Raw genomic sequence first — 21966 nt, 5'->3', positions numbered from 1 at the left:
TTTAAAAGCCTTCTAAAACAAGTTTACCGCGTGATGTATGCGATTCTAAAATTTGATGTGCTTTGTATAGGTTTGCAGCGTTAATAGTACCTAAGTGCTGGCCTAACGTGGTTTTAATTGTCCCTGCATCTATTAGTTCACTAATTTCATTAAGCAAAGTGTGCTGCGCTGTTATATCGGTTGTAGTAAATAATGAACGCGTAAACATAAACTCCCAGTGTACAGATATACATTTACGTTTAAATTTTAAAATATCGAACGATGTAGGGTCGTCTATTAGCGCAAATTTACCTTGGGGTTTTATACACTCAACTATTTGGTCTTGGTATTGGTCGGTGTGGGTTAAGCCAATAACGTAATCGAACTCAGCTAACCCCAGTTCTTTGCGCTGCTCGTTTAAGTTTTTAGAATGATCGAGTACATGATCGGCACCTAATTCTTTAAGCCAGGTTACGCTTTGATCGCGCGATGCCGTACCTACCACGTTTAGCCCAGTAAGCTGCTTGGCAAGCTGTACTAAAATAGAGCCAACGCCACCTGCGGCGCCAATGACTAAAATAGATTGCTGGGTATTTTGCTTATTTTTAGGCACTTGCAAGCGGTCAAACAGCATTTCGTAAGCGGTAATACTGGTTAGTGGAAGCGCTGCGGCTTGAGCATCGGTTAATGTTTTAGGTGCACGTCCTACAATACGTTCATCAACTAATTGAAATTGCGCATTACTGCCTTGCCGCGATAAATCGCCAGCGTAAAATACACGATCCCCAATATTAAATAACGAAACCGACTTGCCAACAGCTTTTACTATGCCTACGCCATCCCAACCTAATACTTTGTAACCTTGCTCAGGCGCTACATTTGCACGTATTTTTGTATCTACCGGATTTACCGAAATAGCATTCACTTCAATAAGTAAGTCGTGTCCGGTGGCAGTTGGGGTATCAAGCTCAATAACTTTAATTGACTCAGAGCTGAGGGTTTTGGAGTTTTGGATGTAACCAAATGCTTTCATAGCGATTCCTGATGAATATTTATGTGTATGTATTTTTTATATGTTTGTACTATAGCGCAGTTGAAAAATAGAAAAAGACATGAAAAACTAAAGCACTTTCAAATTTAAATTGAAAATATGCGATCATTTAACGATATTCAAACTTTTATAGATGTAGCGAGTTGCGCCAGCATTTCTGAAGCCGCACGGCAAAACGCGCAAACCCCAGCAGCGGTAAGTGCAGCCATTAAACGGCTAGAAAAAGACTTAGGAAACGTGTTGTTTATTCGCTCTACCCGCAGCTTACGCTTGAGTGTGGCGGGGGATCAGTTTTTAAGTTATGCCAAAGATTCGCTTGCGCTATTGCAACAAGGCGTTGCAGCAGTACAAATATCAGCAGGGCAGGTTAACGGTACTTTACAGGTGTCGGCGCCATGTGATTTAGGGCGTAATAAGTTAAGCCTTTGGCTAAATGAGTTTTTAGCGCAATACCCGCATATAAAACTAAAGCTGCATTTAAGTGACGAAGTAAGCGACATTTACAGCCAATCAATAGATATTGCGCTGCGCTTTGGTGTTCCAAAAGATTCACAGCTTATTGCTATTCCTTTATATTTAAATAATGCGCGTGTTTTAGTGGCGTCTCCTGATTATATTGCCAAACATGGGCTTTTAACTCATCCACTAAATTTAGCCGATCACACAACAATTACTTTTATGCGCTTTGGCGAAGTATTTAAAGAGTGGCGTTTTTATAAAAGTGGCGCGGTGCAAAAAGTGCAGCTAAATTGCCAACACATAGTTAACGATGGAGAAATGGTGAGGCGCTGGGCTATTGAAGGTAAAGGCATTGCCTATAAATCGTATTTAGATGTAATAGAAACTTTGGCTAGTGGTGAGCTTGTACATTTATGCCCTGACTGGCAAAGCGATCCACTACCGCTATACATGATGTACGCTGATAGACGCCAAATGACCCCGGTTATCACCGCATTTAGAGATTTTATTCAGCAAAAAATAGCAACATTAGTGGGCTAAGTAATAGTCTTAGTATTTAAATCATTTACTACTAAATCGAGCAGCTGCATAAGCTGTGTGGCTTGTGTGGGGTCTACACTTTCAAACTTACATAATATATTTTTTGGAATATCAGCGGCTCCGTTTTTAAGGGCTTGTCCACTTTGGGTAAGCTGAATTAGGCGTTTACGCTTATCGTGTTCGTCTTTAATTACTGCTAGCAGAGACTTTTCGGTCATTTTTTTGAGTATTTGGGTCATAGCGCCGCCATCAATAGCGGTTTTATCTATTAGCTCTGCAATTGTTATTTCGTCTTGCTCCCACAGTGCCATCATTACTACGTATTGCGGGTAAGTTAAATTTAGCTCGTTTAAAGGCTCGCGATACGCACGCGCAATGCTGTTAGATGCCATGTATAAACGATGACATAACTGATTTTTTAACTTTAATTGCTCAAACGGCATAACGTTATCCTTTATTTTAATACATGCTATTTTAATTTGCATGCAAAGTATTTGCAATCTCTAATTACTTGTTCTATTATTTTGCACACAAACTAAATTAACACCCTATTTTAAACTTTGGAGTTCATTATGAATGTATTACAAAACGTAGCTTACACAGCAAAAGCAACTGCAACTGGCGGCCGCGAAGGCGTAGCTAAATCTGATGATGGCCGTTTAGATGTAAAACTATCAACACCTAAAGGTTTAGGCGGAGACGACGGACAAGGCACTAACCCAGAGCAGTTATTTGCCGCAGGTTATGCAGCATGTTTTATTGGCGCACTTAAATTTGTAGCAGGTAGCGAAAAAATAGATTTACCAAGCGACACGCATATTAATTCAGAAGTGTCTATTGGCGCGATTGAAGGCGGTTTCGGTATTGCGGTAAAACTAGCTGTATCACTAGGTGATATGGATAAAGCAGCAGCGCAAGAGCTTGTAGATAAAGCGCACTTAGTATGCCCATATTCAAACGCAACACGCGGTAATATTGAAGTTGAGCTGTCGGTTATTTAATAACAAAACTCGCTAATATTTAAAAAGCACACAATAACCTTGTGTGCTTTTTTGTTTTTGAGGTCAAAAAAATAAATATACGAAAAATCGTATATTCACTATTCCATATGTTGTTATTTTGTTTTATTGTCTATGCATAAGCACAGTGAGGACAGTATGGAACAATTCAACCCACTTCAATTTTATAAATGCCTAGCGGACGATACACGTTTAAAAGCAATGCTGCTAATTAGCCACGAAGAAGAGCTGTGTGTATGCGAGCTTGTTGCTGCACTTAAATTAAGCCAACCTAAGGTATCTCGCCATTTAGCGCAGTTAAGACAATGCGGATTATTAAGCGACCGTAAACAAAATCAATGGGTGTACTACAGTATTAATAAAGCACTGCCAGAGTGGGCTAAAAATGTATTAACGCAAACGCTCAATGCTAACCCTTTATTTTACAAAAACGATTTAACGCGCTTAAACGCTATGGGTAATCGCCCTGAACGTGCGGCTAGCTGTTGTAACTAACTAATAAATTAACTTATTAAAGGTATTTAATTATGACTATTAAAGTAGGTATTAACGGTTTTGGCCGTATGGGGCGTTTAACACTGCGTGCAGCAGTTGATTGGCCAGAAATAGAGTTTATTAAAGTAAATGATGTAGCGGGCGATGCTAAAACACACGCACATTTAATTGAGTTTGACTCAGTACACGGACGCTTAGCGCAGCAGGTTACTAGTGATGATAATAGCTTTAGTGTGGGTAAACACACGATTGCAGTTACCAACAACAAAACCATAAATGAAACTGATTGGTCAGATTGCGATGTAGTAATAGAAGCCAGCGGTAAAATGAAAACCACTGAGCTGTTAAATCAATATTTAGCGCAAGGTGTTAAGCGTGTTGTGGTAACAGCACCAGTAAAAGAAGACGGTATTTTAAATGTAGTAATGGGTGTAAACGATGACCTATATAACCCAAGTGAGCATAAAATTGTTACAGCTGCTTCTTGCACAACTAACTGTTTAGCGCCAATAGTAAAAGTACTGCAAGAAAAAGTGGGCATTAAACACGGCTCAATGACTACTATTCACGACATTACTAATACCCAAACGATTATTGATGCCCCTCATAAAGATTTACGCCGTGCGCGTTCGTGCGGTACTAGTTTAATTCCTACTACAACCGGTAGTGCAACGGCTATTACGCATATTTTCCCTGAGCTTAAGGGGAAATTAAACGGCCATGCTGTGCGTGTACCTCTTACTAACGCATCCATTACTGATTGTGTTTTTGAGCTTGAGCGCGGTGTTACACAAGATGAAGTAAACACTTGGTTTAAAAATGCTGCAAAAAACGAGCTAAAAGACATTTTAGGCTACGAAGAAAGACCGCTTGTATCTATAGATTATAAAACAGATCCACGTAGCTGCACCATAGACGCGCTTTCAACTATGGTAATTAACAATTCTCAGCTTAAATTATACGCTTGGTATGATAACGAGTGGGGTTATGCAAATCGTACGGCTGAGCTAATGCTTAAAGTTGCACAAAGTGATGTGGTTTAATCTCGTTTAAAAAGGTTTAAATTCATGCTTGCGCAGTTAGCTAATTTACCAAGTTCTATAAAACAATATTTAATAATTACCGGTAATTACTGGGCATTTACTTTAACTGATGGTGCACTGCGCATGCTGGTGGTGCTGTACTTTCATCAGTTGGGATATGGCGCATTTGCGATAGCCATGTTGTTTTTGTTTTATGAAATTTTTGGCGTAATCACCAATTTAGTAGGTGGATGGCTTGGGGCATATTTAGGGTTAAACAAAACCATGAATGTAGGGCTTGGGCTGCAGCTTGTAGCTTTAGCTATGCTTTGCGTGCCTGGGGATTGGCTAACCGTTGCCTATGTTATGGCAGCGCAAGCACTGAGTGGCATAGCAAAAGACTTAAATAAAATGAGTGCAAAGAGCGCCATTAAGTATTTAGTACCGCAAAACGATGCAGGGCAAAGCCAATTATATAAATGGATTGCCATACTTACGGGCTCTAAAAATGCTTTAAAAGGGGTGGGCTTTTTTTTAGGCGGCTTATTACTAACTGTATTTGGTTTTGTGGGGGCATTAATAAGTCTAATTATTTTACTTAGTGTTGCGTGGGTTATTAGTTTAATTTTTTTAAAAGGCGATATTGGTAAAGCTAAAAACAAACCTAAGTTTAAAGAATTATTTTCTAAATCGCGGGCAATTAACTTACTTAGCGGAGCGCGTTTATGCTTGTTTGCAGCGCGCGATGTATGGTTTGTAGTTGCACTACCTGTTTACTTAGCAGCTCAGTTTAACTGGGATCACTGGTGGGTAAGCGGCTTTATGGCTTTGTGGGTAATTGCGTATGGATTGGTGCAGTCGCAAGCACCGCGTATAACAGGGCAAAGTGATTCAAACTCACATTCAGTCAAAAAAGCGTATTGGTGGGTTGCTCTATTAAGTGGCGTAACTGGCATTTTAGCGTTGTTGATGCAATTTGATGTAGCGGTACATTTTACGCTTGTAATCGGCTTACTTATTTTTGGTGGTGTATTTGCTGTAAATTCATCGCTGCATAGTTACTTAATAGTAAGTTTTGCTAAAAACGATGGGGTGTCGCTCGACGTTGGCTTTTATTATATGGCCAATGCGATAGGGCGTTTGCTTGGTACGGTGCTTTCTGGCTGGGTTTTTCAAGTATATGGGCTTAGTGCGTGTTTATGGGTAAGTGTATGTTTATTAATTGCAGCCTCAATTACAACGGCACGTTTGGCTAAACTTTAAAAAACTCAACGTATTGTATTAAATTCAATTTGTTTAACGATATTCATAGCTTCATTGATTAGATCTACTAAACTGTATCAGTAGTTTTAATTTAAAGGGTGTGATGAATGCGAGAAATATCGTTAGCAAAAAAGTTACTCTGGCTAAGTGTCGGTAGTATATTTATAACTGTACTAGTGCTATCAGGCATTTTGTGGTGGCAGTTATCATCAAGTAATAAGCAGTTAGCGACCAAATCCGAAGAGTACATTATTGTAGAAGTAGAAGAAAAGCTTAATGCTCATGCGGCTGGATACGGAGAAAAAATTGCTGGCTTTATTAATGAAGCTTACCGTGTTCCTTATTCATTAGCGGCATTACTTGGCGATGCAGCAAAACAAAGCACTTTAGACCGAGATACAGTTGTCAGTATAAATAAAGCGGTTTTAGAACAAAACACTCTCTTATCATCTATTTATTCTCAATTTGAACCAAACGCTTTTGATGGGCAAGACTCTCAATATCAACAAGGGTATAAGCATTCAGTAGATAGTGCTGGTACGTTAGAGGTATACATAACTCGCGATCAAAAAGGCATAATTGAACAACAAAAAGTAGCGAATGCCGCCGATAAATACATAACAACGCTTAATGAGTTTAGTATTCGCGAAGCGCAGTGGTATTTGTGCGCAAAAGACACACTTAAGCCTTGTATTATGGAACCGTATTTATACGAAATCCCATCGGGCGATTCGGTAATGCTAACTTCGTTAACCGTGCCTATTTTAAAGTCAGGCCAGTTTATTGGTTTAGCAGGCGTTGATTTAACTCTACCAACCTTTCAAGTAATGACTGAGCAGCTTTCTAAGCAGCTTTACAATGGTCAAGCTAAAGTAACCTTATTAAGTGATTTAGGTTTAGTTGTAGGCAGCAGTCATTATAAATCTAAATTAGGGCGCCCAATTAAAGAGGCTGTTAGTTCTACTATATTTAATGATATTGAAAAGTCTAAAGGGCAAAGCGGTATTTTTAAAACAAATAGTGAATATTTAGTAAATTATCCAATTGATATAAAACTAGCAAACACTCAGTGGTCATTAATCATAGAAGTACCTACAGACCTAGCACTTGCAGGGCCTGAAGCGCTAGAAAAAAACATGCAAGAAACAGCAGCATCACTCGGGTTTATTATTTTAATTACAGGCTTAATAATTGCTGTGGTTGCTTTTGTTATTATGAAATTAGTAATTGCAGGTGTAATAGCGCCGCTACAACAAATTCAACAGCGGGTTGATAACCTCGCAAGTTCTGAGGGTGATTTAACGCATACATTGCATGTTGATAGCCACGCAGAACTTATTGCATTAGCTGGTGGGTTTAATCGATTTTTAGCAAAACTACGTGATTTAATTTCTGAACTAAAAGCGGTGTCTGAGCAAACTAAACAGCAAGGCGAAATAGCACAACACATCGCTATTGATACTAAGCATAATGTTCAATCTCAATTTCAAGAAATTGAAAGTGTGGTAACGGCTATGAACGAAATGAGCGCAACAGCACTCGAAGTCGCCAGAGCATCAGAGCAATCAGCCCAACAAGCCGATGAAATAAATAGCTTGGTAGTAAGCAGTGAGTCGAGCTTATCGTCAGCGATGACACAAGTTAAAACGATGTCTGAAGAAATTAAAGAAGCAAACCAAGCAGTTGAAAAAGTTGCTTCGCGTAGTAAAGACATTACGCAAATATTAGATGTAATTCGTACTATTTCAGAACAAACAAATTTACTTGCACTTAACGCTGCTATTGAAGCTGCGCGCGCAGGTGAGCATGGGCGAGGCTTTGCCGTTGTTGCTGATGAAGTACGTGCACTTGCTTCTAAAACGCGTTCATCAACAGATGACATAAGCCAGTTAATTGATAGTTTATTATCTGAAGTAGGTAACGCATCTACCGTTATTGAAAAAGGCGTAGTACGTGCACAAAATGCCGTTGATGAAACATCGGTAGCTTTTGATGCTCTGCACAGTGTTGTTGTTAAAGTTGATGAAATAACCAATCAAATTACGCATATTGCAACTGCTGCTGAAGAGCAAAGTTCGGTAACAGAAGAGATAAATCGTAACTTAACGCTTATATCTGATGCTGCTTCGCAACTGGCTGATTTATCTGCACAGGCGGGGGATAGCAGCGAAGCGCTTAATGCACTTGTTGCCCAGCAAGATAATGAACTAAATAAGCTTAAAACGTAACTTACAAATTAAGCTTTAAGCACAAAAAAATGGCCAGTTAATACTGGCCATTTTATTTAGTAGAATAAATATAACTTGTTGAGAATGCTCGATAACTGCTATTTATAACTTTTTAATCAACATAAACATTTGGTTGATCATTGGCTCAGCAAATTGCTCTACATTAGGACGATTAAAATAACCGCGTAAACCTGTAAATTGCACTTGAAAAAAGCGCGCATATTCAATAGCGGTCAACGTGTTACTTAACTCACCTTTGTTTATTGCTTGGGTAAATAATTGCGTTAAATAAGCTTCAAATTGAGCCGTTAAATCTAAGCTTAGTTCATACAGGTTTGAATCTTTTTCTGCAAACTCGCTGTTTGCTTTAACTAGCATACAAATAGCGCTTGGACTGCAATCTTTTGTTTTAATTACCACGTTTTCAACAAACGCACGTAATCCACCAAGTACTGTATCGACATTTGATAAAAACCCTTCTATTTGGGTTTTCATTTGTACGGTGTAATCTTTCAGCGATTCGCAATATAGACCTTCTTTAGAGCCAAACGCAGAGTAAATACTACCCGGGCGCATATTAACGGCTTCTTGTAAGTCACGCGTTGAGGTTGCATGAAAACCTTTTTGCCAAAATAGCTGACTAGCAACGCGAACTACATTCTCGCGTTCAAATTTAACCTTATTAGCCATATCATTCTCAATCAATTTGAACATTTGCTCAATTTTAACTTGAACAGTCGATCAAAATCAAATGCTATGTGTCTCGAAGTTACTTAAAACTATTAATTATTAGGAGCTAACCATGGCCGAATTTACTTTATACACTCAAGAAAACGCACCAGAAGAAGCAAAACCGTTACTAGCTGATTCAGTAGCAGCATTTGGTATGCTTCCTAACTTACATGCAGTAATGGCTGAAGCACCAACATTACTTAAAGGTTACCAAGTACTGCATGAGTTGTTTCAAAAAACATCATTCAACACAGAAGAGCTAACAGTAGTATGGCAATCAATTAACGTAGAGCACGACTGTCATTACTGTGTTCCTGCTCACAGTGGCATTGCAGCGGCAATGAAGGTTGATCAAGGTATTGTTGACGCACTTGTTAACAAAACACCACTTGAAAACCCTAAGCTAGAAACTCTTCGTGAAACTACACTTGCAATGACACGTGAACGTGGCGTGATCAGCGATGAGCAAATCGAAAAATTCTTTGCCGCAGGTTACGCTAAGCAACAGCTACTTGAAATTATTGTAGGCTTGTCTCAAAAAGTAATGAGCAACTACACTAATCACCTTGCTGATACACCAGTAGACGCTGCATTTAAAAAATACGTAAAATAAATACGGTTTTATAAATGACAAAAGGCAGCCTAGGCTGCCTTTTGTACTTTTAAATTACAGCTATTTAAACTTAACCGTTTTTGTACTGCGTGTATAAATACGTTGTTCGGGCTTTGTCCACTCACCTTTTTTTAAATAAGAGGTCGATACAAGAAATTTATCGTCTTTTAGTTCACTCATCGATTTAACCTTTGTAATACCATCTTGGCTACCAGTTACATCTTCATAAGCTACAAATTGAGTGGGGCTGAGCACTTTCATAGTGCCTTTTGTATAAAATCCTGCGGTTGTGAAATAGTAAAATACCAAAGACTCTTTTTTACTGTCGTAAAAAATCATCGACTCGCCGCCATACTCACCTTCATTAATAGAGTGCTTGGTATGTATCGCTTTACCGTTTAAAGCACGCTCCCAACGGCCAACATCTTGTATTTTTTTAGCACCTTCAGGTACTTTAAAGTCAGCCTGCCAAGTTCCTAAATAGGGCTTAAATACGGCAAGTTCTTTATCAAGGTTGGTGGATGTATCGGATGCATAGCTATTAAATGTTGATAAGCATAAGACTAAGAATATCGCTTTAAAATATGTCATAATTTGGCTCTTGTTTTTGTAATACCAATGCCAAGTATAGGCGATAATTAATTGATAAAGAAAATATTAATCACATTCTCATTACTTTATTTAGCCGCCATTTGGCTGGCTTACCTACTGCAATACTTACCTGTTTATATACCTATATATGTACCTGGTTATATAAGTGTATTAAGTGCTATCACTTTTTTAATGTACGCGTGGGATAAGCGACAAGCTAAGCGCTCTTCACATAAAAAAGTAAATCGTACGCCAGAGCGCACACTGCAACTACTTGCATTATTTGGAGGATGGCCGGGGGCATTACTTGCTCAACAATTACTTCGCCATAAATCACAAAAGCGGCGTTTTATAGTGGTGTTGTGGTTATGTATTTTAATAAATGCGGGATGCAGTATTATCGCTATTTATTTTTCAGATTTATTGTTAGGTTAAAGTATAAATAGGAAAAGGACTTTTTATGACTAATACAAGATCGGCTGGCGTGACCTTAACGCTTATTTTATTTTTATTAATACCATTGCAAGGATGTGCAGACATGTTTGGGTTTTTTAATAAACAAAACGTTACGTTGTCGTTGTCTGTAAAAGGCAGACTATTAAATAATGGTGAGCCCCAACAGGGCGTTAAAGTAACAAGAGAGCTGATTTACGGTGATACTTATATTGATGAAGCCATAAGTGATAACAATGGTTACTTTTATTTCGATAATAAAACAATACGTAGTTCAAAGCCTTCAAACATGTTTTTTAATAGCTCTTTGCTACAAAGTATTTATATTGGAAACAAAAAAGATGAAGATTCAATCTTGTGGTATACCACAATACAGTTCACCGAAGAGCAAGCACTGCTGTCTGATATATTTAATAACTTTGAATGCGAACTTAGTGAAGAGGCTACAACGTACGATATACCGATAAAAAATACGGGTCAATTTTATACAGTTTATACACGTTGTAAAACCAATTCGCTTAATTAAGTGGTCTATTTTGAGGGCTGAAAAACGTGTTGACAGCTAGGCAAAAAATTCGCTATTTAGTTGTTCTAAATGAGAATTTTTTAACGCAGGTAGCGACACGTTTAGCCCCGCAAAATGATTAAGTATTATTGCGGATTGGTATAAGTTATAGAAATTAGTGAGAAGTTTGATAAAGCCACTAATGTTCATCTATTAGTGGCTTTAATATGATGATTAACGTTTTAACTGTGCTTCTTTTTGGTTTAGTAAACGAATTATAGGGTTTTGCTCTAATATTTTACTTTTCAAAATATAACCAATAATTAGTCCAGCTATAAAGCCACCAATATGTGCACCATAATCAATGCCATCAGGGCCTGTTACTGCACCAAAAATGTTAAATCCTAACCAAATAGCAAAAAACCATACCGCAGAAAGTTTCTTCTGATAAATTACAAACATAAAAGTAAGGCTTGCGTGCCTAAACCACATCAGATACATACCAAATAAACCGGCTATCGCACCACTGGCACCCACGCCTGGAATATTCGACATAGGGTTTACAATGTAGCTAGCAAATGATGCGAGTAGACCACAGGCCAAGTACCACAACAAAAAGCGCTTGTGTCCTAAAACATCTTCTAAGTTATCGCCAACGATATATAAAAAGTACATATTGCCAACTAGATGCATTATGGAACCATGTAAAAATACGCAAGTTAATACAGTCCATAGCTCATTACCTTTACTTAAATCTGCAGGTGTCATGGCAAAGTTATCAATGACGTAGCTAAATGAGCTTGGGTTTAAAAAGTAAAGTGCAAAAATCAGTGTGTTTAAGACAATAAGACCGCGAGTTACCCAGGGGGGCTTTTGTGGCTTAATATTATATTCAACAGGCATTTGCGTTAAAAATTGGAACAAGTAAGTTTTCCAACTTACTTTTTGATTTAGCTCGCCTAAACTCGCTTTTATTTCAGGGCTATTTTCAACACTTTCAAGCTCATCTTTATCAATCCATGTTCCATCGCAGTGTCTACAAACATCTATTTCGGTATGAAAAGCTTCAAGTAAGTGAAAGCGTTCCAAGCTTTTCTTACAATCAGGGCAGTCAAGCTCAGAAATTCCTAATGGTTCACCAAAGTGAGTTTCAAATTTATCACCTTCAGGGCCTTCATTTATTTCGGAAATCATCCGATTTACTTCATTTTTTTCGAACCATAAGCCACCACATTCACGGCAAATATCTATTTCTTCGCCTTGATAATTGGTTACTTCTAATGGATGGTCTTTACAATGTGGGCAGCTCTTAGTTGGCATTTTCTAGCTCCTTTAACGAACCAACAGAAATGTCATTCTGCTGTAATTCCATTTTTAATTGTTTAGCGCTATTTTTTAGTGCGGGTAGCGTTTGAGTTTTAATTGAGTCTGTTATTTTTGCTAATTCGATAGAAGCCTGCTTAGCAGACATTTTTCTTTCTATTGCGGCATTAATGATAAAATCAGCTCGAGAATAAAATCGACGTATTTTAGTCAAAAATTCACTTGGTGTTTCAAGCGTAGTAGGCGAAAACTGCATGGTTTTCCATATGTACTGCTCAAGTGTGGGCTTAAAAAATTCCATTTCTGATTTTGGCGGGCTCTTCGCTAAGCGTTCTGCATACTTAGCTACCGTATTTGCGTTATCATTAACTTCGTCATAGAGCGATGTACGCAAATAGTAGTTATCTTCCATTTTGCTAAATGAATCGAACTTAAGCGCTTGTTCTAAACCGCTTTGAGCAGCCAAATAAACACCAAATACGGTAGAAATAACCATAAAAAATTGATTTAACCAAAAACCAGTGCTTTTGAGCTCTTCATGATCGACCGTTTTAAGGGCTTGAGTGAGTTTCTGAGTAACTACAGGTGGTTTTGTATTGTTGTCAGGGGTGGGATTAGTTGGTTCCAACTGTTTGTTCCTTGAATATTGCTTCCTTTTTAAGCGCACAGGAATGCTTAAAAATTAACCAGTTAGCAATACTACTATCCGTATTGAATATACTTTTTTACGTTTCGACCTGCATGTACATGCAGACGTAAACTTTACTCATTTCCTAAGGAGAGTGGGTAATGAATCTTTAGTAATTATACTTTAAGTGCACAACTACTAAAATCCCCATATCAAAACCGTTAAAGGTTTCAATTGATTACTTTGTGATTAAAAATAAAACAAGCAGCCATGGCTCTCCCTCATTTGGCAGTTAAAGCAAATAAGAATTCTGTGCTAGAAAAGCTATGTTTTGCTCATGAGGTAAGTATATTGGTATATATAAAATTGATAATACTAAGTTATGGCTAATTAGTTTTTATTTTAAATATATAACAAAGGTCATTCTTGAAAAATACTTTCAACCTTTGAATTTAAAAATACTGCACCGTTTTGTGTGTCGCCTAAATGGTCGTCTTTATTATAAATAGGGCAGCTTTTCAGAGATAAACAGCCACATCCTATGCAGCTGTCTACCTTGTCTCGCAAGTGCTGCATATAGGCTATACGTTCATCAAGCTGTGCTTGCCATTGCTTTGAAAGGGCTGCCCAATCTTTTTGCGTGGGTGTGCACTGATCAGGTAATGTGGCCAGTGTTTGTTTAATTTCATCGAGGGTTATTCCCATTGCTTGTGCGGCTTTTATTACCGCTATACGGCGCAGTACATCTTTTTTATAGCAGCGTTGATTGCCGCCATTACGCCAGCTACGTATTAGTCCTTTGGTTTCATAAAAATGCAGGGTTGATACTTTTACGCCGCTACGCTTTGCTACATAACCCACGGTTAAGTTGGCCTCAGTTAGTTTTTTTGATCTATTGGCATTATTTTTAATTTCCGTTTGACCTCAATATAACTTGAGGTTTTAAGCTTTTTTCAACATTAAAAAAGGAGCTAACTAAATGCAACAAAAACTTGAGCGTAGCACTGTTATTATTTATTCAAGCGCACGCAAAAATGGTAATACACAGGCGCACGTTAATGGATTTGCAGAGCAAAATAATGTGCGTGTAATATGCTTAGATGATTATAAAATTGCGCAGTACTGCTATAACAAAAACTATAAAAATGATGATTTTTACGCTGTGTTTGAAGCACTTTTAAAATATGATCATTGGGTGTTCGCGTCTCCTGTTTATTGGTACAGCACCACGGTACAAATGAAATTATTTATCGATAGAATAACCGATTATATGGACGATGAAGTATTAATACCTAAGCTTCGTAATTTACGCAGTAAGCATTTTTCAGTGCTTTCTAATGCGTCATCAAGTGAAGCCCCCGCCTGTTTTGTAGAGCAGTTTAAAAATACGTTTAGTTATTTAGGTATGCAGTTTATTAACCACAGCCATAAAAGTACCCAAAAGGTTGCTTAAATTGCAGCCTTTTTTGGTTGTCTCTGGTAGTTTAGTAATAATCTTAAAAAACACAGGATTGTTTTATGAAATATTTACTATTGTTAGTGCTGCTTTTTAGCCCTTTTATATATGCAACAGAGCAACCAATTAAGGGGTATGGTAATTATTACAATGTACCCGAGCATGATGAAATTAATGACGCTACGGTATTTAAAATAGCATTTGATGTTGCTGATGGCGCTGAAAAAGGCGCGCAAAATAATTCAATAAATTCGCTAGCGCGTTTTATTAACATGCATGTGGCGCATGGCGTAAAGCCTGAAAACATACAACTTGCATTAGTTGTGCACGGCAGCGCAAGTGTTGATGTGTTAGCTAATAGCGAATATAAAAAACGCTTTAACGCTGACAATAAAAATAGAGCATTAATTGAGCAGCTACTAGCAAACAACACTAAAGTGTATGTTTGCGGGCAATCTGCTACTCACTTTAAAGTAACGCCAGCGCTTTTAATTGAGGGTGTAAAGATGTCGCTTTCAGCTATGACCGCTCACGCCCAACTTCAACAACAAGGCTATACGCTCAACCCATTTTAATGACTCAAATAATAAAAAACATTCTCTGCTTTGGGGATTCAAACACATGGGGCTTAAACCCTGTAACGGGTAAACGTTTTGATGAAAATACCCGTTGGACATCACTTTTAAATAAACACTTAGGGTGTGGCTTTAACGTAATAGAGGCAGGGCAACCTAATCGCACTTTAGTGCATAATCCCCCGTTTGACGGTGTGCTCAATGGTGTTAGCTATTTAAAACCTTATTTGGATAAGCGTGATCTCGACTTTATTATTATAGCTCTTGGTACAAACGATCTTAAAAAACGTTTTAATTTAACACCTAGTTTAATAGCAGATGGCTTGAATGATTTAATTAACTCAATACACTTTTATTATCAGCAAGGTAGTACTTTAAAATCCCCTAAGGTTATTATTGCTAGCCCACCTAAAATAAGAATTACCGGGCAGTATTCACGTATTTATGAAGAGGCTGATACAAAAGCAACAAAGCTCTCTAGTGCATTTAAAAGCGTTGCAGCTAATAATAAGTGCGCTTTTATTGATTTTAACTCGTTCATTAGCATAACAGATGGTGATGGGATTCATTTTGATGATATCCAACATTTGGCAATAGGCTTTAAAATAGCGCAATTGGTTCAAAATTCACTCAATAATTGTTAAATCTATCTGTGTGAATTTAATGCGACTTATGCAATCATCTAATAAAGTAGTGATATAAATTAACAACTTCGAGATGCTATGAAAAAGTACCAACAAAAATCTATTATAGCCGTTCTAACCGGAGTGTTAGTTTTTATAACTGGCTGTATTATTTTACTTAATTTTGCAGCGCAGCAATTAACAGCACAAACAAAGTCAGATGCTGAGTATATTCTCACTCATGTAGAAGGTGCAATTGCAGAGCGGCGTCGAATACTTACCCCATTAAATAAGCTTGCGTTTAAACAGTGTGACAACACAACTCTTCTTGAGATGCGCCGCGCTTTATTTGACGCAAAATATGTAATTGATATAGGTTTTTTTAAAGATAATCAGCTAGTTTGTACTACGGGTGCAGGCTTATTAAGTAAACCAATTAACGACAAACAGCCTGACTTTATTCGAGATGATGAACAGGTGAGGGTTCGTTTTGAGCCAGAGCTTTATCTATTATTATTTAGTGAGCGCCCTATGGAGGTAATTATAGTCAGACAAGGGGACTATAATTTAATTATGCAGAGTACTCCCTTTACCAACATTGGCATTACTGTGCCAGATTGGGAAGTTGTTTATAAAACACCAAATACTTTGCATCATTTAGCAGGTAAAGAGGATCTCTACCTTCAAGTAAAAAACAATGTTTTCTTTCCTTACGAAACTAATTTAGTTTGCAGTTCTACAAGTAGTCAATATTGTGTGGTAGTGCACTTACCTTGGAGTCTGTTTTTTTCTAATAACCACTTATTATTAATAATTTCGTTAATTTTAACCTGTTTAGCGGGAATATCGAGTGCGTTAATAGTTGATGCAAGAATTGCTGCACGTCGCTCTATTAATCAGCGTATTCGTAAAGGACTCAAAAAGGGATCATTTTATTGGACTTACCAGCCTATTATTTGTTTGCAAAGTGGCAAGCTGATTGGTTGCGAGGTACTTGCACGTTTTGAAGATAAGTACGGTGTTTTATTTCCAGATGAGTTTATTCCGGTTATTAGAAAAAACAATTTAACCTGGACTTTTACTGAGGCCATGATTGCCACCACAATCAAAGAGCTAACCTCTATAGAGGTATTGCCTGAAGGCTTTAAAGTGTCGCTTAATATATTTCCGTGTGATGTAGAGCTGGGTAACGTGTCGTTGCTGCCACAAATTACAGAGCTTACCAATTCACGCTTTATTATTTGTTTAGAGATAACTGAAGACGAATACCTTGATACAAGCATCGCGCATGCTCATTTTAGAACCTTGGTTGAATCGGGATTTAACTTATCATTAGATGACTTTGGTACGGGTTATTCAAATTTAAGAAACTTACAAAATTTGAGCTTTCATCAACTTAAAATTGACCGTACGTTTGTTCAAGATATAACAACTGAGGGCTTAAAAGCCTCTATGATCCCGAATATTATGGAACTTGTGCATAAGTTTAATTATACCTGTGTAGCAGAAGGAATTGAAACCACTGAGCAAGAAGCCATTTTAAAAACAGCGGGTGTGCATTACGGACAAGGCTGGAAGTACGGTAAGCCCATGACTGCGTCTAAATTTAAAAATTATATAACTAGTCAGCATTTTTAAATCTCAGCTGCCATACTAAACGTATCGGTATGAAATTTATAAATATTAGGTTTATTATGATCAAATTAACATTAAGTGCTTTTGCACTTTTACTACTTAGCGCATGTACAACACAGTACCCAAACCAGCAATTAACAGGTAAGCAGTTCCCAAGCATTAGTGGCGAAAGCTTAGAGCAAAGTATGGTAACTATACCTAGTGATTTTCAAGCAGATAAAACACTGCTGCTTATTGGTTACAAGCAAGACAGCCAGTTTGATATAGACCGTTGGTTAATTGGTTTAGATATGGCGGGTGTAACGCTTCCAACTTACGAACTACCAACCATTGCAGGTATGGCACCACGTATGTTTAGCACATTTATAGACAGCGGTATGCGCAAAGGCATCCCTAAAGAATTATGGGGTGGGGTAATCACTATTTATAAAGATGGCGAGACAGTTCAAAAGTTTACAGGTAATCAAAGCCCAAATAACTCTCGTGTGGTACTTATAAATAGCAGCGGCGAAATTTTATATTTTTATGATCGAGGTTTTTCGGTTGATGCGCTGAATAAATTAAAAGCGACGATAGAATAATTACCCCTAAAGCTTAGTTTACGATAATGTATATTTAAGGTTTTAAGAATTACTGAGCTACTAATCCAGTCTGTTATTCATTTAATTGCACAGGGTGTGCGAATAACAATACAATCGCTGATAAACTTAACATTAGCGACCACACTGTAAAAACACATTTATACAGTGCGTTTAAAAAAACTAACTCACGCAACAGGGTGGAGCTTGCTAATTGGGCGCAGCGCTATATATCTGTTTTGCTGCCGATGGGGAAATAGTTTTTTGAATAATTTTCACTACTCCTAAAGTGACTTTAAGCCCAGCATTACTGGGCTTTTTTATGTTTTAAAAAATATAAACTATGCTTTTTTATACGGGTGAGTTTTAAGCCAGTGCTCGGCTATTTGTTCACGCGTGGCAAACCAAACCTGCTCATGCGAGCGGGCATATTCTAAAAACTGTGCTAATGCTTTTATTCTTCCTGGTCTGCCAATTAGGCGACAATGCAAACCTATCGACATCATTTTAGGGGCGTTTTCACCTTCTGGGTCGCCTTCCTCGTATAGCGTATCAAAGGCATCTTTTAAGTAATTATAAAACTGATCGCCTGCATTAAAACCCTGCACGGCAGCAAAGCGCATGTCGTTTACATCGAGCGTGTAGGGCACAATTAACTGTGGTTTACCTTCTTTAATACTGTAAAAAGGTAGGTCGTCGCTGTAATCGTCGGCGTCATATAAAAAAGTGCCATTTTCAACTACAAGTGCTGCAGTGTTAGGGCTTGTGCGCCCTGTGTACCAACCTTTGGGCTTTTTACCGGTAAGCTTTTTAATGACATCAATGGCTTGTTGCATATGCTCGCGCTCGGTTTGCTTATCTATATTTTGATAATTAATCCAGCGCAGGCCATGGCTTGCAATCTCGTGGCCCGCTTCAACAAAGGCTTTAGCTACATCGGGGTGGCGCTCAAGGGCCATCGCCACTGCAAAAATGGTGACCGGTGTATCGTATTTTTTAAATAAACGCAGTAGCCTCCACACGCCAGCGCGTGAGCCATATTCGTAAATAGACTCCATGCTTATATGGCGGTCTTCAACATGGGGAGCACTGACTATTTCAGATAAAAATGTTTCAGCGGCTGCATCACCATGTAATACACAATTTTCGCCGCCTTCTTCGTAATTTAATACTACTTGCACGGCAATGCGGGCTTTATTAGGCCAGTTTGCATGGGGTACATCTGGACCATAACCAATTAAATCGCGCGGGTAGTGTTTAAAATGCTCACTCATTTTATTGCTCCTTTTTAAGTGCTGAGAGCCAAGCGCCTAGCGTTTCGCGCTCTGTGTCTGTCATTTTTGTCATATTGGCCAGTGGCATATCTTTGGTTATAACCGCGCGAGTATGAATAAGCGTGCTGGATTTTTTTACATCACTAATAGAGTCGAGCTTAAAGCCTAGCGGCGCTGTTTGAAAAAGCTCAGAGGTGGGTGTTTCGCTGTGACACCCAGTACAGTGCTTATTAATTATATCCCACGCTTGTGCGTCGGTAATACTTGCTTGTAAAGGCGCGCTTTCGCCTGCATTTGTTGGTGTATTAGGCCACGGAGCTATTGCCAACATAAGGGCAAAAAAGGCGGCGATACCGCTTACAAGTACTGAGGGTTTATTAATGCCTTGGTGCTTTAAGTTAAAGTAATGGCGTATCCACATACCAATACCAAACAGCGCAATTAAAATAAGCCAGCCAAAGTTGTGGCTATATGTGTAAGGAAAGTGATTGCTAAGCATTATAAATACTACAGGTAATGTGGCGTAGTTATTATGAATAGAACACAGCTTTGCCTTTAAACCTGGCGCTGAATCAGGGATTCTACCAGCTTCTACTTCACTTACCATGTAGCGTTGGCCTGGCATAATAATGTGATACACATTACCCACCATACACGTGCCAATAAGTGCACCTACATGAATATACACAGCGCGGTCGCTAAATAATTGATCAACCCCAAAAGTCCACAGAGCTAATAAACCAATAACTACAGTAATAAACACTTTGCCGTTTTCAACCAGCGAGGTTTTACACAATAAACGATAAATACCATAACCTAAGCCAATAAAACCAAGGGATGCGGCAATAGCTGCAAATTTACTCAGCTCACTTTTACTGTTATCAATTAAGTACACATCGGCGCCAACATAATAAAGTAAGCTAAATAGTAATATACCGGTGATCCACGTTGTGTAGACTTCCCACTTAAACCAATGCAGGGTATGAGGCATTTGTTCAGGCCCATTTTGATACTTAGCCACTTCGTAAAAGCCACCGCCATGCACGGCCCATAAATCGCCTTTTATGCCTTTATCTATTTTCCATTGCGGTGGTGTTTGTAGGTTGTTATCAAGCCATGCAAAATAAAATGAAGCGCCAATCCAGGCTATACCAGCAATAACATGAAAGTAACGCAGTACTAAATGAGCAAGCTCAAATAAATAGTTTTCCATAACGGTTAAGCCTCTTCTAATACCGGTGAGCGGGTGTCTGAAAATTGATTGTTATCATCGCGCTTATACACACTTTTACCCATAATGTAGGTCTGCTCAACGCAGCGGTCGTCGCCTAACATCATCATTGCAAATAATTTTTCATGCAGGGTTTTGGCATGCTGTATCCTAAATTTTAAAAATGAAGTTGCTGAACAATCCATTACAATAAAATCGGCTTCACAACCGGCTTCAAAATTACCAATTGTTCCTTCTAAATCGAGCGCTCTAGCACCGCCGAGTGTTGCTAAATACAGCCCTTTAAATGCTGAAAACTTTTGACCTTGTAATTGCTGAATTTTATAAGCTTCGTTACCTGTTTGTAACATAGAAAAGCTTGTTCCTGCGCCTACATCGGTACCCATGCCTACGTTTATACCGTGCTCTTCACAGGCTTTTAAATTTAAAAGTCCTGATCCTAAAAATAGGTTTGAGGTAGGGCAGTGCGATATTGCCGCATTGTTATCTGCAAGGCAGCATAGCTCGCGCTCAGATAAATGAATACTATGGGCAAATACTGAGCGTTTACGTACCATTTTTGCTTGCTCGTACACGCCTAAGTAATCATCAAACTCTGGAAATAGCCCTTTTACCCATTCGCACTCGTCTTTGTTTTCAGATAAGTGTGTATGCAGGTAGGTGTCTGGGTATTCTTCAAGCAACTGAGTACATTTTTGAAGTTGCTCAGGGGTTGATGTAGGAGCAAAACGCGGTGTAACTGCGTAGCTTAGCCTGTCAACATTGTGCCATTTTTCGATGAGGGCTTTAGATTCGTCATAACTTGTTTGCGCGCAATCAGATAAGTCGTCTGGGCAGTTACGGTCCATCATTACTTTACCGGCAATCATGCGTAAATTGCGTTTTTGTGATTCTTTAAAAAACGCATCAACCGATTGCGGATGCACTGTGCCAAATACAAGGGCAGTGGTTGTGCCATTACGCAGCAGCTCGTCTAAAAAGCGGTTAGATATCTCTTTTGAATAATGCTCACAGGTAAATTTTTTCTCTGTCGGAAACGCATACTCGGTTAGCCAACTTAGCAGTTGCTCGCCATACGCGCCTACCATTTCGGTTTGCGGCAAATGTATGTGGGTGTCAATCATACCAGGCATAACGAGTTTGCCATCGTGGCGGATAACACGCGCTGATTTATCAAGCGTAGGTAATATGTCTTGCTCGTAACCAAGTTTAACTACTTTGCCGTGCTTGATAACTAATGCGCCTTTTTCAAAAAAACGATGGGCGCTTTCGCCAGCAATGGCAGGGTCGTCAATAAAGTCGAGTATATCGGCACAAACTACTGTTAAGTTATTATTGTTTTGCGTGCTCATTATTAGCTACCTCTGTATGTAGAGTAGCCAAACGGACTAAGCAACAATGGGATATGATGATGTTTAGTATCTTGTAATCTAAACGTTATTTGCGCCTCTGGGTAAAACGCAGGGGTAGGTTGGTTTTGGTAATAACTATCTAAATCAAATACTAGCTTATAAGTTGCAAATTCTACTTCTGTATTTAGCCAGTCGGTAATACGCCCATCGGAATCTGTTTTGCCTTGGGTTAGTTGTACCCATTCGTTATTTGTAAGTTTAAATAGCTTAACAGCAACGTTTGCTGCTGGTTTTCCGGTGCTGGTATCAAGTATGTGGGTGGTTATAGAGCTTTTGCTCAT

Annotated in this window: 25 protein-coding genes and 1 pseudogene; 15 read left to right on the top strand and 11 right to left on the bottom strand. The window is 38.5% G+C overall.

All coding sequences use genetic code 11. From position 1 onward, the window contains the following. Position 1 precedes the first annotated feature (1 nt). Positions 2–1012, bottom strand: coding sequence for a zinc-binding alcohol dehydrogenase family protein (locus RB214_RS17980; protein ID WP_309169363.1), 1011 nt, complete (start codon positions 1010–1012; stop codon positions 2–4). A gap of 117 nt (positions 1013–1129) precedes the next feature. Between RB214_RS17980 and RB214_RS17975 the strand changes: the two genes are divergently transcribed. Then, the gene (locus tag RB214_RS17975) at positions 1130–2029 is read left to right on the top strand and encodes a LysR family transcriptional regulator (protein ID WP_149593265.1); all 900 of its coding nucleotides are present in this window, start codon (positions 1130–1132) and stop codon (positions 2027–2029) included. Here the strand turns inward: RB214_RS17975 and RB214_RS17970 are convergent. Continuing rightward, positions 2026–2472: a MarR family winged helix-turn-helix transcriptional regulator gene (locus RB214_RS17970; protein WP_197099138.1), complete on the bottom strand. Its 447-nt coding sequence runs from the start codon at positions 2470–2472 to the stop codon at positions 2026–2028. The two genes, RB214_RS17975 and RB214_RS17970, sit on opposite strands and share 4 nt — an antisense overlap. A 129-nt stretch (positions 2473–2601) precedes the next feature. Between RB214_RS17970 and RB214_RS17965 the strand changes: the two genes are divergently transcribed. The 5 genes from RB214_RS17965 to RB214_RS17945 all read left to right on the top strand — a co-directional run bounded on the left by RB214_RS17965 (position 2602) and on the right by RB214_RS17945 (position 8056). Then, positions 2602–3030 carry an organic hydroperoxide resistance protein gene (locus tag RB214_RS17965; protein WP_309169362.1) on the top strand — a complete coding sequence of 143 codons (429 nt, stop codon included), beginning with the start codon at positions 2602–2604 and terminating at the stop codon, positions 3028–3030. A 156-nt stretch (positions 3031–3186) separates the two neighbouring features. Beyond that, entirely contained in the window at positions 3187–3543 is a 357-nt protein-coding gene (locus RB214_RS17960; RefSeq protein ID WP_024594484.1) for a metalloregulator ArsR/SmtB family transcription factor, read from the top strand. A gap of 32 nt (positions 3544–3575) precedes the next feature. Then, positions 3576–4586, top strand: a complete 1011-nt coding sequence (locus RB214_RS17955) for an ArsJ-associated glyceraldehyde-3-phosphate dehydrogenase (protein ID WP_309169361.1) — start codon at positions 3576–3578, stop codon at positions 4584–4586. Positions 4587–4610: 24 nt separating this feature from the next. Then, positions 4611–5828, top strand: coding sequence for an organoarsenical effux MFS transporter ArsJ (gene arsJ / locus RB214_RS17950; protein ID WP_309169360.1), 1218 nt, complete (start codon positions 4611–4613; stop codon positions 5826–5828). A gap of 107 nt (positions 5829–5935) precedes the next feature. Then, a complete protein-coding gene (locus RB214_RS17945; protein WP_309169359.1) occupies positions 5936–8056 on the top strand; it encodes a methyl-accepting chemotaxis protein in 2121 nt (706 codons plus the stop codon). Positions 8057–8158: 102 nt separating this feature from the next. Here the strand turns inward: RB214_RS17945 and RB214_RS17940 are convergent, their stop codons facing one another. Then, a complete protein-coding gene (locus RB214_RS17940) occupies positions 8159–8746 on the bottom strand; it encodes a TetR/AcrR family transcriptional regulator (RefSeq protein ID WP_309169358.1) in 588 nt (195 codons plus the stop codon). 112 nt (positions 8747–8858) lie between these two features. On the opposite strand from RB214_RS17940, the gene RB214_RS17935 reads away from it, so the two are divergent. Next, a complete protein-coding gene (locus tag RB214_RS17935; RefSeq protein WP_309169357.1) occupies positions 8859–9401 on the top strand; it encodes a carboxymuconolactone decarboxylase family protein in 543 nt (180 codons plus the stop codon). A gap of 60 nt (positions 9402–9461) precedes the next feature. Here the strand turns inward: RB214_RS17935 and RB214_RS17930 are convergent, their stop codons facing one another. Further along, on the bottom strand, positions 9462–9992 hold the full coding sequence (locus RB214_RS17930; protein ID WP_309169356.1) for a hypothetical protein: 531 nt from the start codon (positions 9990–9992) through the stop codon (positions 9462–9464). A 51-nt stretch (positions 9993–10043) separates the two neighbouring features. On the opposite strand from RB214_RS17930, the gene RB214_RS17925 reads away from it, so the two are divergent. Both RB214_RS17925 and RB214_RS17920 read left to right on the top strand, forming a co-directional pair. Beyond that, complete coding sequence (locus tag RB214_RS17925; protein ID WP_309169355.1) at positions 10044–10427, top strand: DUF1294 domain-containing protein; 384 nt, start codon at positions 10044–10046, stop codon at positions 10425–10427. A 25-nt stretch (positions 10428–10452) separates the two neighbouring features. Beyond that, a complete protein-coding gene (locus RB214_RS17920; protein ID WP_309169354.1) occupies positions 10453–10971 on the top strand; it encodes a DUF6795 domain-containing protein in 519 nt (172 codons plus the stop codon). A 213-nt stretch (positions 10972–11184) separates the two neighbouring features. Here RB214_RS17920 and RB214_RS17915 read toward each other — a convergent pair whose 3' ends face one another. From RB214_RS17915 to soxR, 3 genes are all read right to left on the bottom strand, one after another. Further along, positions 11185–12270, bottom strand: coding sequence for a rhomboid family intramembrane serine protease (locus RB214_RS17915; RefSeq protein ID WP_309169353.1), 1086 nt, complete (start codon positions 12268–12270; stop codon positions 11185–11187). Then, positions 12260–12901: a hypothetical protein gene (locus RB214_RS17910; protein ID WP_309169352.1), complete on the bottom strand. Its 642-nt coding sequence runs from the start codon at positions 12899–12901 to the stop codon at positions 12260–12262. The genes RB214_RS17915 and RB214_RS17910 overlap by 11 nt, the downstream gene beginning before the upstream one ends. 420 nt (positions 12902–13321) lie before the next feature. Continuing rightward, positions 13322–13813, bottom strand: coding sequence for a redox-sensitive transcriptional activator SoxR (soxR, locus tag RB214_RS17905; RefSeq protein WP_029752146.1), 492 nt, complete (start codon positions 13811–13813; stop codon positions 13322–13324). 67 nt (positions 13814–13880) lie between these two features. On the opposite strand from soxR, the gene RB214_RS17900 reads away from it, so the two are divergent. The 6 genes and pseudogenes from RB214_RS17900 to RB214_RS17875 all read left to right on the top strand — a co-directional run. Further along, on the top strand, positions 13881–14354 hold the full coding sequence (locus RB214_RS17900) for a flavodoxin family protein (RefSeq protein WP_309169351.1): 474 nt from the start codon (positions 13881–13883) through the stop codon (positions 14352–14354). Positions 14355–14419: 65 nt separating this feature from the next. Next, the gene (locus RB214_RS17895) at positions 14420–14932 is read left to right on the top strand and encodes a DsrE family protein (RefSeq protein ID WP_309169350.1); all 513 of its coding nucleotides are present in this window, start codon (positions 14420–14422) and stop codon (positions 14930–14932) included. An 8-nt stretch (positions 14933–14940) separates the two neighbouring features. Then, a complete protein-coding gene (locus tag RB214_RS17890; RefSeq protein ID WP_309169473.1) occupies positions 14941–15576 on the top strand; it encodes an SGNH/GDSL hydrolase family protein in 636 nt (211 codons plus the stop codon). A gap of 78 nt (positions 15577–15654) precedes the next feature. Then, entirely contained in the window at positions 15655–17193 is a 1539-nt protein-coding gene (locus RB214_RS17885) for an EAL domain-containing protein (protein ID WP_309169349.1), read from the top strand. Positions 17194–17249: 56 nt separating this feature from the next. Next, on the top strand, positions 17250–17771 hold the full coding sequence (locus tag RB214_RS17880; protein WP_309169348.1) for a hypothetical protein: 522 nt from the start codon (positions 17250–17252) through the stop codon (positions 17769–17771). 66 nt (positions 17772–17837) lie between these two features. After that, a pseudogene (locus tag RB214_RS17875) lies at positions 17838–18028 on the top strand (response regulator transcription factor); the annotation flags it as partial. Positions 18029–18109: 81 nt separating this feature from the next. Here the strand turns inward: RB214_RS17875 and puuE are convergent. The 4 genes from puuE to uraH are packed head-to-tail and all read right to left on the bottom strand — an operon-like array spanning position 18110 to position 21966. Continuing rightward, the gene (puuE, locus tag RB214_RS17870) at positions 18110–19042 is read right to left on the bottom strand and encodes an allantoinase PuuE (RefSeq protein WP_309169347.1); all 933 of its coding nucleotides are present in this window, start codon (positions 19040–19042) and stop codon (positions 18110–18112) included. 1 nt (position 19043) lies between these two features. Further along, on the bottom strand, positions 19044–20255 hold the full coding sequence (locus RB214_RS17865) for a urate hydroxylase PuuD (protein ID WP_309169346.1): 1212 nt from the start codon (positions 20253–20255) through the stop codon (positions 19044–19046). 5 nt (positions 20256–20260) lie between these two features. Next, complete coding sequence (gene guaD / locus RB214_RS17860) at positions 20261–21625, bottom strand: guanine deaminase (protein WP_309169345.1); 1365 nt, start codon at positions 21623–21625, stop codon at positions 20261–20263. 2 nt (positions 21626–21627) lie between these two features. Next, positions 21628–21966 (bottom strand): hydroxyisourate hydrolase, encoded by a 339-nt coding sequence (gene uraH / locus RB214_RS17855; protein WP_309169472.1) that lies wholly within the window; start codon positions 21964–21966, stop codon positions 21628–21630.

It is taken from the genome of Pseudoalteromonas sp. HL-AS1, assembly GCF_031198785.1.
GTDB classification, from domain to species: domain Bacteria; phylum Pseudomonadota; class Gammaproteobacteria; order Enterobacterales; family Alteromonadaceae; genus Pseudoalteromonas; species Pseudoalteromonas distincta.
Note: the sequence above shows the minus strand (reverse complement) of the source record. Positions and strands in the feature narration are given on the sequence as shown.

What these genes read in the sequence shown, in the direction of transcription:
- RB214_RS17955 (WP_309169361.1), top strand. Translation starts at nt 3,576, where the DNA reads ATGACTATTAAAGTAGGTATTAACGGTTTTGGCCGTATGGGGCGTTTA.
- RB214_RS17885 (WP_309169349.1), top strand. Translation starts at nt 15,655, where the DNA reads ATGAAAAAGTACCAACAAAAATCTATTATAGCCGTTCTAACCGGAGTG.
- RB214_RS17900 (WP_309169351.1), top strand. Translation starts at nt 13,881, where the DNA reads ATGCAACAAAAACTTGAGCGTAGCACTGTTATTATTTATTCAAGCGCA.
- RB214_RS17970 (WP_197099138.1), bottom strand. Translation starts at nt 2,472, where the DNA reads ATGCCGTTTGAGCAATTAAAGTTAAAAAATCAGTTATGTCATCGTTTA.
- arsJ (WP_309169360.1), top strand. Translation starts at nt 4,611, where the DNA reads ATGCTTGCGCAGTTAGCTAATTTACCAAGTTCTATAAAACAATATTTA.
- puuE (WP_309169347.1), bottom strand. Translation starts at nt 19,042, where the DNA reads ATGAGTGAGCATTTTAAACACTACCCGCGCGATTTAATTGGTTATGGT.
- RB214_RS17980 (WP_309169363.1), bottom strand. Translation starts at nt 1,012, where the DNA reads ATGAAAGCATTTGGTTACATCCAAAACTCCAAAACCCTCAGCTCTGAG.
- guaD (WP_309169345.1), bottom strand. Translation starts at nt 21,625, where the DNA reads ATGAGCACGCAAAACAATAATAACTTAACAGTAGTTTGTGCCGATATA.
- RB214_RS17940 (WP_309169358.1), bottom strand. Translation starts at nt 8,746, where the DNA reads ATGGCTAATAAGGTTAAATTTGAACGCGAGAATGTAGTTCGCGTTGCT.
- RB214_RS17895 (WP_309169350.1), top strand. Translation starts at nt 14,420, where the DNA reads ATGAAATATTTACTATTGTTAGTGCTGCTTTTTAGCCCTTTTATATAT.
- uraH (WP_309169472.1), bottom strand. Translation starts at nt 21,966, where the DNA reads ATGAGCAAAAGCTCTATAACCACCCACATACTTGATACCAGCACCGGA.
- RB214_RS17935 (WP_309169357.1), top strand. Translation starts at nt 8,859, where the DNA reads ATGGCCGAATTTACTTTATACACTCAAGAAAACGCACCAGAAGAAGCA.
- RB214_RS17865 (WP_309169346.1), bottom strand. Translation starts at nt 20,255, where the DNA reads ATGGAAAACTATTTATTTGAGCTTGCTCATTTAGTACTGCGTTACTTT.
- RB214_RS17920 (WP_309169354.1), top strand. Translation starts at nt 10,453, where the DNA reads ATGACTAATACAAGATCGGCTGGCGTGACCTTAACGCTTATTTTATTT.
- RB214_RS17960 (WP_024594484.1), top strand. Translation starts at nt 3,187, where the DNA reads ATGGAACAATTCAACCCACTTCAATTTTATAAATGCCTAGCGGACGAT.
- RB214_RS17915 (WP_309169353.1), bottom strand. Translation starts at nt 12,270, where the DNA reads ATGCCAACTAAGAGCTGCCCACATTGTAAAGACCATCCATTAGAAGTA.
- RB214_RS17965 (WP_309169362.1), top strand. Translation starts at nt 2,602, where the DNA reads ATGAATGTATTACAAAACGTAGCTTACACAGCAAAAGCAACTGCAACT.
- RB214_RS17945 (WP_309169359.1), top strand. Translation starts at nt 5,936, where the DNA reads ATGCGAGAAATATCGTTAGCAAAAAAGTTACTCTGGCTAAGTGTCGGT.
- RB214_RS17880 (WP_309169348.1), top strand. Translation starts at nt 17,250, where the DNA reads ATGATCAAATTAACATTAAGTGCTTTTGCACTTTTACTACTTAGCGCA.
- RB214_RS17930 (WP_309169356.1), bottom strand. Translation starts at nt 9,992, where the DNA reads ATGACATATTTTAAAGCGATATTCTTAGTCTTATGCTTATCAACATTT.
- RB214_RS17975 (WP_149593265.1), top strand. Translation starts at nt 1,130, where the DNA reads ATGCGATCATTTAACGATATTCAAACTTTTATAGATGTAGCGAGTTGC.